8 protein-coding genes are annotated in these 11,483 nt (G+C 76.2%); 3 read left to right on the top strand and 5 right to left on the bottom strand.

The genetic code is table 11. From position 1 onward, the window contains the following. Positions 1-827: 827 nt before the first annotated feature. Genes ACZ4WH_RS43350 through ACZ4WH_RS43340 form a run of 3 tightly spaced genes read right to left on the bottom strand, consistent with a single transcriptional unit; the run spans position 828 to position 3,363 of the window. Positions 828-1,298, bottom strand: coding sequence for a hypothetical protein (locus ACZ4WH_RS43350; protein WP_468191667.1), 471 nt, complete (start codon positions 1,296-1,298; stop codon positions 828-830). Continuing rightward, positions 1,295-1,933, bottom strand: a complete 639-nt coding sequence (locus tag ACZ4WH_RS43345; RefSeq protein ID WP_468191664.1) for an RNA polymerase sigma factor — start codon at positions 1,931-1,933, stop codon at positions 1,295-1,297. Before ACZ4WH_RS43345 ends, ACZ4WH_RS43350 begins: the two co-directional genes overlap by 4 nt. Next, a complete protein-coding gene (locus ACZ4WH_RS43340) occupies positions 1,930-3,363 on the bottom strand; it encodes a S8/S53 family peptidase (protein ID WP_468191661.1) in 1,434 nt (477 codons plus the stop codon). The genes ACZ4WH_RS43345 and ACZ4WH_RS43340 overlap by 4 nt, the downstream gene beginning before the upstream one ends. Positions 3,364-3,439: 76 nt before the next feature. Between ACZ4WH_RS43340 and ACZ4WH_RS43335 the strand changes: the two genes are divergently transcribed. Then, on the top strand, positions 3,440-6,052 hold the full coding sequence (locus ACZ4WH_RS43335; protein WP_468191659.1) for a CHAT domain-containing protein: 2,613 nt from the start codon (positions 3,440-3,442) through the stop codon (positions 6,050-6,052). 40 nt (positions 6,053-6,092) lie between these two features. Here ACZ4WH_RS43335 and ACZ4WH_RS43330 read toward each other — a convergent pair whose 3' ends face one another. Then, on the bottom strand, positions 6,093-7,397 hold the full coding sequence (locus tag ACZ4WH_RS43330; RefSeq protein ID WP_468191657.1) for an MFS transporter: 1,305 nt from the start codon (positions 7,395-7,397) through the stop codon (positions 6,093-6,095). A gap of 56 nt (positions 7,398-7,453) precedes the next feature. On the opposite strand from ACZ4WH_RS43330, the gene ACZ4WH_RS43325 reads away from it, so the two are divergent. Continuing rightward, complete coding sequence (locus tag ACZ4WH_RS43325; protein WP_468191655.1) at positions 7,454-8,437, top strand: ArsR/SmtB family transcription factor; 984 nt, start codon at positions 7,454-7,456, stop codon at positions 8,435-8,437. Positions 8,438-8,446: 9 nt separating this feature from the next. On the opposite strand, the gene ACZ4WH_RS43320 is transcribed toward ACZ4WH_RS43325, so the two are convergent. Then, complete coding sequence (locus ACZ4WH_RS43320; protein WP_468191653.1) at positions 8,447-10,171, bottom strand: LuxR family transcriptional regulator AbsR2; 1,725 nt, start codon at positions 10,169-10,171, stop codon at positions 8,447-8,449. A 94-nt stretch (positions 10,172-10,265) separates the two neighbouring features. On the opposite strand from ACZ4WH_RS43320, the gene absR1 reads away from it, so the two are divergent. Beyond that, positions 10,266-11,351 carry a beta-glucuronidase AbsR1 gene (gene absR1 / locus ACZ4WH_RS43315; protein WP_468191650.1) on the top strand — a complete coding sequence of 362 codons (1,086 nt, stop codon included), beginning with the start codon at positions 10,266-10,268 and terminating at the stop codon, positions 11,349-11,351. Positions 11,352-11,483: the final 132 nt, after the last annotated feature.

Genomic DNA, 11,483 nt, shown 5'->3' with positions numbered 1-11,483 from the left:
GATAAGGTATCGGGTTGCCCCGTTGGGTTTGGTCTGTGCCCGCCTCTCCACCCTCTTGCCGCCTTTCGTCGACATGGTGTGACCGCCCCCCTGGGGGGTGGTCCCCCCCACCCCGCCACGGCCCGGGACAACCGCGCCCGACGTCCACCCCACTGACCCGCCCGCCGCCCGCGCCGACCGGGTCAGACCCGCAGCCACTCCGTGACGATCACCTCCGCACCGGTCCGGCAGGCGGCCCGACCCCGGAACACCTCCGCCCGGCGTCCGGCCCACCGGCAGGGACACACATCCGGCCCCGGTCGCGGGCGACCCCGGCCCCATCCCGCCACCCCGGTCCGCTCAGGCCCGCAGCCACTCCGTGACGATCAGGTCCGCGCCAGTCCGGCACGCGGCCCGACCCCCGGAACACCTCCACCCGGCGTCCGACCCACCGGCAGGGACACACACCCGGCCCCGGTCGCGGCGACCCCAGCCCCTTCCCGCCACCCCGATCCGCTCAGGCCCGCCGCCACTCCGTGACGATCAGGTCCGCGCCAGTCCGGCACGCGGCCCGCCCCCCGGAACACCCCCACCCGGCGTCCGACCCACCGGCAGGGACACACACCCGGCCCCGGCCCGCCGCCCCGCCCGGACCGGCGTTCAACACCAGCCCGCCCCCGCGCGGCGGCCTTTCAGGCCCGCAGCCACCCCGTGACGATCACCTCCGCGCCAGTCCGGCACGCGGCCCGCCCCCCGGAACACCTCCACCCGGCGTCCGACCCACCGGCAGGGACACACACCCGGCCCCGGTCGCGGCGACCCCGGCCCGTCCCGCCGCCCCGGTCCGCTCAGGCCCGCAGCCACTCCGTGACGATCAGGTCCGCGTCGGTCCGCAGGCGCAGGGCGAACGGGCCGGACGGTGGGGTGTCGCTGGTGAAGCGGCCGAGGGTGTCGGTGGTGACCGGGCGGGCGGTCTGCGGGCCGCCGAGCACCTCGATCCGCGCCGACTGCGGCGGCAGCACCTGGCCGATCAGGCCGTCCTCGGTGACCTCCACGTCGACGGTCGTCTCGCCCGCGCGGAACGTCAGCATGCGCGGCGCGTCCGTGACCCCCCTGACCGGCAGCGCGTCCACCAGCGAGTCGAAGGTCAGCTCGGCGAGCCGGGCGTCCAGGTCGTGCAGCGCGAACGCGTCCAGGGCCGCCTGCACCAGGTCGGCCGGGACCGGGTCCAGGACCGCCGCCGCCTGGCGCAGCTCCTCCTCCAGCAGCCCGTCCGCGAACTCCTCCGGCCCCTCGGGCCTCTCGTCGTCGCCGTTCACACCGCACCCCGCGCGTCCATCCGGGCCCGCAGCCGGCGCAGACAGCGCTGGCGGAGCGGGCCGATGCTGCCGACCGCGATGCCGAGGGCGGCCGAGATCTCCCCGTAGCTGGGCGGCGGCGAGGCCATCAGCACGCGCAGCAACTGCCGGCAGCGCTCGCCCAGTCCGTCCAGCTCCTGCCACAGGCGGCGGACCCGCTCGGCCCGGTCCGCCGCCTCCTCCGAATCGATCAGCGTCTCTTCCGGCGTCCGGTCCTCGCTGGCCCGGTCCAGCACCCTCGGGTCGTCGGTCAGGGTCAGCCGCGCCAGGCCCTTGAGCACCTTCAGGCACTCGTGCCGGGCCGTACTGGCCAGCCAGGCACCGGCCTTCTCGGGTTCCCGTATGCGGCCCAGATGCTGGGCGAAGCGGAACCAGGTGGTCTGGAAGACCTCGTGTCCGTCGGCGTCCGACAGCCGGTGCGCCCGCACGACCGACCACACCAGCGGACTCATCCCTTCCACCAGCGCCTTCCAGGCCGCGGCGTCCCCGTCGACGGCGGACTGGACCAACGCGCCGACCTCTGTTCGGTCCACGGCTCCACCCCTTGTGTACGGCCTGTCATCGTACGCCGTGGAGCGGAGGGTTCCGGCCCTCATGCGGGCAGCGCCGGGATCACGGCCGGGACGGGTCGCCAGGTGGGCGGACGGAGCGCCGCCACACGCGCCCCGCGCACCTCGGCCTGCTCCGCGTCCGCCGCCAGCAGCCCGGCGCCGGCCGCGCGCGGGTCGCGTTCCCGGTACGCCGTCATCCGGGCGGCGACGAGTCCCGCGACCACCGGGGTGGCGAAGGAGGTGCCGCTCCACTGCGCGAGTCCGTCGAACATCACCTGGTCCGGCTTGGCGCCGGTGCTCTCCCGGCCCTCGCTCAGCACGCCGGTGTGACGCGGGTACCGGCAGGTGCAGGCGTAGTCGGCGTCGCCGAACCGGCAGGCGTCGTAGGTGGAGTGCTGGTAGACGTACGGCACGGGCGTGGTGAAGCCGGTGAGGGCGCTGGTGAGGCGTTCGCCGGGGGCGTGGACACGCACCCACGGCCCGTGGTTGGTGAAGCAGGCCCCGGACGCGCCGTCCGCGCGGAGGGCGCCGACCGACAGCACGCAGTCGGCGTACTCGGGCAGGCCGGCGTAGGCGGCGGGCCAGAACGGGGTGTCGCTGCCGTTGTTGCCGGCGGCGGCCACCAGCAGGGTGCGCTGCTCGCGCAGTTCCGCCATGAACGCGTCCAGTCCGATCAGGCCGTCGTTGTCCGCGCTGGGCGTGCCCGCGGAGAGGCTGACGATGTCCGGCCAGCCGCCCCGGTCGACCGCGTCGAAGAGCAGGGCGCCGAACTCCGACTCCAGGACGGCACCGGCGTCGTTGAGCGTGCCGCGCACGGTGATGTCGGTGTTGGGCGCGACGGCCGCGAGGACCCCGGCGATGAACGTGCCGTGGCCGACGTACTGGCGCAGCACGCCGTCGGCGTCGGTCTCGGTCAGCTGGGCGTCGCCCGTGGTGTGGGCGAGCAGCGGGTAGGAGCGGTGGTCGTGCACCAGTCCGGTGTCGATCACGAGGACGGCGACCGCGGTGGCCGGGTCGTAACTGCCCTCGGCGGGGGCCGGGTTGGCGGGCTCGGTGCGCGGGACGGGCACCGGCTCGTCGCCGGGGCAGGCGTTGACGTTCCCCGCGATGTGCACGACGTGGTTGCGGCCGGCCAGCCGGCGGCCCTGGCGGTCCTCGGCCGCCCGCACGGCGCGCAGGGCGTGCGGCACGCTGTCCTCGCCCTCGGCCGGGTCGCCGACCCGGATGCGGGTGACGCCGGTGCGGCCGGCCTGCGGGCCCACGCGGCGCACATGGTCGGGGACGAGGCCCTGGGTCTCGGTGAAGTGCGTGCGCACGGTGTCCTCGACGAACCGGGCCTCCTCGCCGTCGCGGACGAGGACGACGCCCTTCTCGTAGAAGAACCCGGCGGAGTCGTCGGGCCCCATGGTGAGGGGGACGTCCGGCAGGGAGCGCTGGATGTGGTGGAACTGCTCGTGGAATCGGTGTGGTGCCATGTGGTGTCCTCCCCCTCAAGACGGTGTTCGACAGTGAGAGCCGCGGGACCACCGTCTGATACAACAGGCCACTACCATGCGAGACGTGACAGCGGGAAGCGAGCCGGTTCTCGAACTGCTGCCCATGGTGTTCGCCGATCCGGGCGAGGCCCGGGCACGCGCCGAACACGTCCTGCGCGCCGCTCCGTCACCGGTCCACGCCAGCGTCGCCCACCAGGTGCTCGGCATCTGGCAGCGGGACTTCGGCGATCTGCGGATCGCGCTGCGGCATCTGAGGCGGGCCCGGGACCTGGCCGCGCGCGCCGAGTCGGCCGACCGGGAGGCCGATGTGCTCGCGACCCTGGGTGTCGCACTGGTGCACGCGGGGCGCACGCGCCAGGGGCTCGCGTCCTTCGAGCGGGGGGTCGCCCGGGGCAGCGGACACACCCGGGCCCGGGTGCTGTACCGCCGTGCCTATGTGTGGTGGGTGCTGGGGCATCACCGGGAGGCGTTGGAGGACGTACGGCGGGCCCTTCCCGTCCTGCGGCAGGTCGCCGACGACATCTGGACCGCGCGGGCGCTGACGCTCAGGGCGACCGTGCATCTGGCGCTGGGCGCGGTCGACCGGGCCGTCGCGGACTTCACGGCGGCGGAGCGGCTGTGGGACACCACCGGCCAGGAGCACGACAAGGCGGACGCGGTGGAGAGCCGGGGCCTGGCCGCGTTCCGCTCCGGGGACATCCCGGCGGCGCTGCGGCTGCTGGACGAGGCCGAGGAGCGCTACGCCAAGCTGGGCACCCCCACGTACAACCTGTCGATCCGGCGCTGCGAGGTGCTGATGGCGGCGGGGCTCGCCCCGGAGGCGCTGGCCGAGGCGGACGCGGCGATCGCGCTGCTGGACCGGATCGGCGGACAGTCCACCCGCAAGGCCGAGGTGCTGCTGGCCGCCGCGCGGGCCGCCCGTTCGGCCGGGGACGCGCACACCGCCATAGCCCGCGCCGCCGTCGCCGTACGGCTGTTCGCGGCGCAGCGCCGGACGTGGTGGGAGACGCACGCCCGGCTGGTGCTGATCGAGGCGCGGGTGGCGGCCGGGCGCCGGTCGGGGCGGATGGTCGCGGACGCGGCGGCGGTCGCCGAGAAGCTGGCCTCCTTCGGCTCCCCGGCGGCGCCCGAGGCCGCCCTGCTCGCGGGCCGGATCGCGCTGGCGCTGGGCTGGACGGCGGACGCGGAACGGCACTTGGCGGTCGCCGCCCGGAGCCGGCACGGCGGGCCGCCGCCGGCCCGGATGACGGGCTGGGCGGCACAGGCGCTGCGGGCGCGGGCGGCCGGTTCCCGGCGCGGCGTGCTGGAGGCGTGCCGGCGCGGCCTGGACGTGCTGGACGACCACCGGATGACGCTGGGCGCCTCGGAGCTGCGCGCCCACGCGACCGCGCAGGGCGCCGAACTGGCCGCGCTGGCGCAGGAGGTGAGCCTGGCGGAGGGCAGTCCCCGGCGGCTGCTCGGGTGGAGCGAGCGGTGGCGGGCGACCGTGCTGTCCGCGCCGCCGACCCGGCCGCCCGACGATCCGGCGCTGCTCAGCGGGCTGACCGCCTACCGGGAGATCGCGGCCCGCGCGGAGGCCGCCCGGATGGAGGGCCGCCCGGTGCCGGCGCTGGAGCGTGAACAGCGGCGCCTGGAACGGGAGATCCGCTCCCGCACCCGGCACATGGGCGGGGCCGCCGCCGACGCGGGCGACCGGCTCGACGTGGGCCGGCTGCTGGACCGGCTCGGTGACGGGCGGCTGGTCGAACTGGCCGTGGTCGACGGCCGGGTGCACGTCCTGCTGTGCGGGCAGGGAAGGGTACGGCGGTTCACCGGCGGTTCGCTGGCGGAGGCGGTGGCCGAGGCCGAGCATGTGCAGGCCGGGCTACGGCGGCTGGCGCACCCGGGCGCCGAGGCCCGGCTCCCTCTCGTGGAGGCCGCCGGCCGGCGCCTGGAGGAACTGCTGCTGGCCGGAGCGGTACGGCACCTCGGCCCGGGCCCGGTGGTGATCGTGCCGCCGGGCGCGCTGCACCGGGTGCCGTGGGCGCTGCTGCCCGCGCTGCGGGAGCGGGTGCTCAGCGTGTCGCCGTCGGCGGGCAGTTGGCTGCGCGCCCGGGAGACGGCGCCGCCGCCGGACGGCCGGCCCGTGCTGGTGCGCGGCCCCGGTCTCGCGACGGGTGGCGCGGAGGTGCCCGAACTCGCGGACCGGTACGGTACGGCGACGGTCCTGGAGGGCGACGACGCCCAGGTGCCCCGGGTGCTGGCGGAACTCGACGGCGCGGGCCTGGCCCATCTCGCGGCGCACGGCACGTTCCGCGCCGACAGCCCCCTGTTCTCCGCCCTCCGCATGGCCGACGGGCCGCTGATCGTGCACGACTTCGAGCGCCTGACCCGCAGCCCGTACCGGATCATCCTGTCCAGCTGCGACACCGCCCGCCTGGCCTCGGTCGGCGCCGACGAACTCCTCGGCCTGGTCACGGCGTTGCTGCCGCTGGGCACGGCCGGGGTGGTGGCGAGCAGCGCACCCGTCAACGACGCGGCGGTGGTCCCGCTGATGCTGGCCCTGCACAAGGGCCTCGGCGCGGGCCTCTCCCTGGCCGAGGCCCTCAGAGACGCCCGTGCCGCCCTGCCGGGCGACGCGGTCCACCAGGCGACGGGCTGGGCCTTCGCGGCGTTCGGGGCGGCGTGAGCGAGGGACGCGTTCTCGTGCGGCTCCGCCGCGGGCCCGCCTAAGCGGGCTCGCCCCGCCACGCCCCGTCCCGGCGGGCCCAGCGCACCGCCGGGGCCACCGCGAGACCCGCCGCCGCGAACAGCAGGCCCAGCGCCGCCCAGCCCAGCGAGCCGTGGGCGATCGCGGTCACCGTGACCAGGGCCGGACCGGACATCATCCCCGCCGACATACCGGCGCCGAACACCCCCTGGTAGACGCCGTGGGCACGGGCGTCGGCCAGCTCGTACCCGAGGGTCCAGCCGCCTGCCGCCGACAGCACCTCGGCGAAGACCTGCACCACCGCGCCGACGGTCAGCGCCGCCACCGCGTACACCGGGGGCAGGCCCGCCGACAGGGCGTACACCGCGCAGGAGGCCGCCAGCAGCAGGCCCGACCAGCCCATCGCCCGCACGGCGGAGGGCACGGCGGAGGCTCTGCGGGCCACCCGCACCTGGAGCAGCGCCACCAGCACACAGTTGACGATCATCAGGAGCGCAGCCGTCCAGCGCGGCGCGTCGGTGCGCTCCACGATCCACAGCGGCAGCCCGACCTCGGACAGCGAGTACTGCACCACCAGCACCGCGTTGAGGACGGTCACCGCCAGGAACGGCAGATCCCGCACCGCCCGCCAGCGCTCCGCGGCCGGGGCGGCGGCGTCCGTCGGAGCCCGCCCGGCCACGTGCGGCGCCAGCGGCAGCCGGGGCAGCAGCAGCGCCGGACCCGCGAACGACAGCGCGTTGACCAGAATGACCGTCCCATACGCGGCCCTCGTGTCGAGCTGGAGCGCCACGGCGCCGAACGCGCCGCCCACACCCATGCCGACGTTCACCACCATCCGCAGATACGCCCGCGCCTCCACCCGCGTCGCGGCCGGCAGCACATCGGCGTACAGCGCTCCCTGCACCCCTCGGCTCGCCATCTGCAAGCCCGTCGCGCACACCACGACGACAAGGAATCCGGTGTACGAGTGCACCAGCGCGTACGCGGCCGTGGCCAGCCCGGTGCCGCCCCACAGCAGCGCGCCGACCCGGCGTGCGCCCCACCGGTCCGCAGCCCGTCCGGCCGGCACCCCGGCTGCCACACCGACCAGTCCCGCGGCCGTCATCCCGACACCGACGGCGGTCGCGTCGAGGCCGACGACGCGCGTGAAGTACAGGACGCCGAGGGGGAAGTAGAGGCCGTTGCCAAGAGCGTTGACCAGCGTCAGCACACTGGCCAGACGCAGCGCCGGGTCCGTGGGCAGCAGGCCGGCGGCCCGGGTGGCACGCTGCGGCGCTGGACCGCCGCCCGGGGCGGGGGCAGGGGAGACTGGGGTCGCGGTCATGCGCACAGCCAACCCGGCGGCCCGAGCCCGCGGACAATGATTTAGCGTGGCACTCAATGATCGAGTTCCGCCTCGCCGTCGGCGACCTCGCCACCACCTCCTTCGCCTACTCCCCGCTCCAGGAGGCGGTGTTCTCCCTGCGCTGCCTGCACGACCCCGCCCGCTACCCGCACCACCGGCCGTGGCTGCGCCGCATCCGGCCCCGCCTGGCGGAACTCGACCACGAGGTGCTCACCGCGCTCGTCACCCCCTGGCTGTGGGTGCCGGACTTCCTCACCCCGCGCCCGGATCGCGCCCGACCGGGACTCACCGAGGAACTCGACCGGCTGGGCGTCACCCCGCCCGAGGTCGTCGACGCCGACTTCCGCGCCACCTACCGCACCCCGCAGGCCCTGCCGCCGGTCGTCGCCCGCGGACTCGCCGACCCCGCGGCCCTCCTCGCCCGGATCACCGACGCCCTCGACGCCTACTGGCACACCTGCCTGGCCGCCGACTGGTGGCCCCGCGCGCAGAGCATCCTGGAGGCCGACCTCGCCCACCGCGGGCGGGTGCTCGCCGAGCAGGGCGCCGGGGCGCTGTTCGCGAGCCTCGACGAGCGGCTGGCCTGGAGCGACGGCCTCCTGCGGCTGTCCACAAGGGACTTCACCGTCCAGGCGCCCTGGAGCGACGTGAGCATCGCCGGCCGCGGCCTGGTCCTGCTGCCCACCCTGTTCGCCCGCGGAGTCCAGCCGCTGATCGATCCCACCCGCCCGCCGGTCCTGATGTATCCGGCCCGCGGCCGTGCCATCCTCTCCGAGGAACCGCCCCCGGTCACCGACGAGGCACTGGTGCGCCTCCTCGGCCGCCCCCGCGCCCGCCTGCTGCTGCTCCTCGCCGAGCCGGCCTCCACCACCGAACTGGCCCACCGCCTCGACGTCACCCCGGGCGCGGTCAGCCAGCACCTGGCGGTCCTCTACGACGCCGGTCTGCTCACCCGCACCCGCAGCGGCCGCATCGTCCGCTACGCCCGCACCGCGCTCGGCGACGAGCTGTGCCGTTAGGGCCGGTCCTCAAGCCGTTTCCCGCTCCGGCACGTCCACCAGCCAGGGCAACGCCGCCCGGTCCCCCGTGCCGAGCCGCGTGTACGCGCTGTAGAGGTGATTACCGACCGTCCGCACGGACAGCGTCAGCCTCTCGGCGATCTCCCGGTTGCTCAGCCCCGCGGCGGCCAGCGTGACGATCTGCCGCTGCCGGGGGGTGAGTTCACCGAGGACCAGCCCGGCCAGCGCGGGCGTACGCGCCCCCTGGCAGCGGCGGGCCAGCGCGACGGCCCGGGTACGGGACAGCCGCGCGGCCCGGGGATCACGGTGGACCCGTACCGCCTGGGCGTGGGCCTCCGCCGCGTACAGCAGGAATCCGCGCTCGGCCAGCGCCTCCGCGGCCCGGTCCAGCGCGGCGCCGTCTCCGCGCGCCAGCGCGTCCGCGTGCCGGGCGAACACACTGCCGGCCGGCAGCCGTCCGACCGCCCGCTCGGGCTCGCCGAGGCGTACGGCGTCGTAGACCGCGTGGACGCCGACCGGGTCGGTCACCTCGCCCGACGGCTGTTCCGTGAGCGCGAGTTCCCTCAGGCACCCGCTGTCCGACGGAGTCTCCCGCAGGCCCTCCCGGGCCCACGCGGCCGCCTCCCGCAGCTCGCCCCGCAAGCGTGCGTACCGGGCGCGGACCTCGGCGTACCCGGCCGGCAGCGGGCCGCCCTCCGCGACCAGCCACTCCCCCACCGGCGTCGGCACCGGCCGGACGTCGAGCCGCTCCATCCGCCGTACGAGCGTGCGCTGTTCGGCGTCCAGCGCGGGGCCGTACGCGAAGGGGGCGCGGGCCAGGCGGCGGGCCCGCAGCCGGCCGGCCGTGGCGCGCAGCGCGGCACCGTGCAGGGGGTGGGCGAGGGTGACGGCACCCTGGTCGTCGACGTCGATCAGGCCGTCGGCCTCCAGGCGTTCGAGGACGTCCAGGTCCAGCCCGTCCACGGGCAGCGGCAGGGGTTCGGCGAACGCGAGGCGTTCCAGGGTGTCGCGTTCGCCGGGGCCGGACCGCTCCAGGGCGGGGGCGAGCCGCTCGCGGACGGCCGGGGTGACCGGCAGCGGGCCGCGCCAGGCCCGTTCCCCGGTGTCCGGGACGGGCGTCAGCCGGCCGGACCCGGTCAGCGCGGTCACCAGGTCGCGCAGCAGCCGCAGATCGCCCCGGCACGCGTGGTGCAGCCGACGCACGGTGAGCGGTTCCAGACCGGCGCCGGCGAGCAGCTGGGCAGTGTCCTCGGGGGACAGCGGGTCGAGGGCCAGCCGGGGCAGCAGTTCGCCGGTCCACAGCCGGGACACCGCGCCGGGCGCGGGCGGACCGTCCGCCGCGGCCACGACCAGGCGGGTGCGGCCCTGCACGGCCAGCTGGTGGACCAGGGCGGCGGAGGTCTCGTCCAGCAGCTGGGCGTCGTCCACGACGAGGAGCCGTACGCCGGACAGCGCGCGGACCGCCCGGTGCAGCGAGACGGTGTCGGGGAGCAGGTGCGCGAACGCCGCGAGGGGCAGGTCCCGGGCCTCGGGCGTGCCGGTCACCCGGGCGTGGTCCGTTGCCCGGACCGCCTCCGTGATCAGCCGGGTCTTGCCGCGGCCCGCCGGGCCGGTCACCACGATGCCGGGCCGGCCGGCCGTCAGTGCACCGCGCACCAGCTCCAGTTCGTCGGCCCGGCCGGTGAACGGCCAGGGCAGCTCCAGGGTCTTCGCGTCCTGTTCGTAGGTCCTCACACCATCCTGAGCGCGCGTACTCAGGTTTGATACAGGGCGACTTGAGTAGCCCCCGACTCAGGCGTCCGGTCCGGGCGGCGGGCACTCTGGCCGCATGACCCGACGCCTCTGCTCGCTTCCGCGGCAGCCGGCCCCGTCGTTCGCACCGGGGCTGACCGCCGAGCGGCTGGGCGCGCTGCTCGCCGGGCGGCGGATGTGGGTCAACGGCACGGTCCTGCACTACTGCTTCCTGGACGCCCGCACCGACGCCTCGGTCATCCCGGTCCCCGGGACCGGGGAGCTGCGCCGGGTGCCGTGGGCGGGCGGCGAGGAGCAGCGGGACGTGGTCCGCGGGTGCTTCGGCGAGTGGCGGGACCTCGGCATCGGCGTCACCTTCGCCGAGGTCGGCGACCGGCACGAGGCGGAGCTGCGGATCGGGTTCCAGGCCGGTGCCGGGTCCTGGTCGGCGGTCGGCCGGGACGCGCTGTCGGTGGGCCGGGGCGAGCGCACCATGAACCTCGGCTGGGACGTGACCGCGCCCGGGGAGCGCGGGACCGTCCTGCACCAGATCGGGCACGCGCTCGGCATGGTGCACGAGCACCAGAGTCCGTTCGCCGGGCTGCACTGGGACGACGAGGCGGTGTACGCCGAGCTGGCGGGACCGCCGAACTTCTGGAGCCGGGAGACGACGTACACGAACGTACTGGGCCGGCTGGACGCCTGTGAGGCGGGCGGCTCGGTGTGGGATCCGCAGTCGGTCATGACGCTGCCGTTCGGGCCGGGGCTGGTGCTGGAACCGGAGCAGTACCGCGGGGGGCTGCGTCCGCCCGGCACCCCCTCCCCGGCCGACAAGGAGTTCGTGCTCCGCTGGTACCCGCCCGCCGCTCCGTCCGGGCCGGCCGGTCTGGTGCCGTTCCGGTCCGCGCCGCTCGGTCTGGGGCCGGGCGAGCAGGCCGACTTCACCGTCGAGCCGCCGGAGACCCGCGAGTACACCGTGGGAACCTTCGGCGACGCCGACAGCGTGCTGGTGGTCTTCGAGGAGCGCGACGGGGAGCCGCGCTTCCTCGCGGGCCACGACGACGGCGGCACGCCGGACAACGCCGCCGTCCGGGTGCGGCTCGTCAAGGGCCGCCGCTATGTCGTCCGGGTCCGCCTCTGCTCCACGTGGGGGGCGGGAGAGACGGCGGTCATGTGCTGGTGACGGCACACGGACGACACAGAGCCACTGTCCGGCACCGGGGGAGCGGGGGGGGGGGGGGGGGGGGGGGGGGGGGGGGGGGGGGGGGGGGGGGGGGGGGGGGGGGGGGGGGGGGGGGGGGGGGGGGGGGGGGGC

Source organism: Streptomyces sp. NPDC029138, assembly GCF_055564375.1.
Note: the sequence above shows the minus strand (reverse complement) of the source record. Positions and strands in the feature narration are given on the sequence as shown.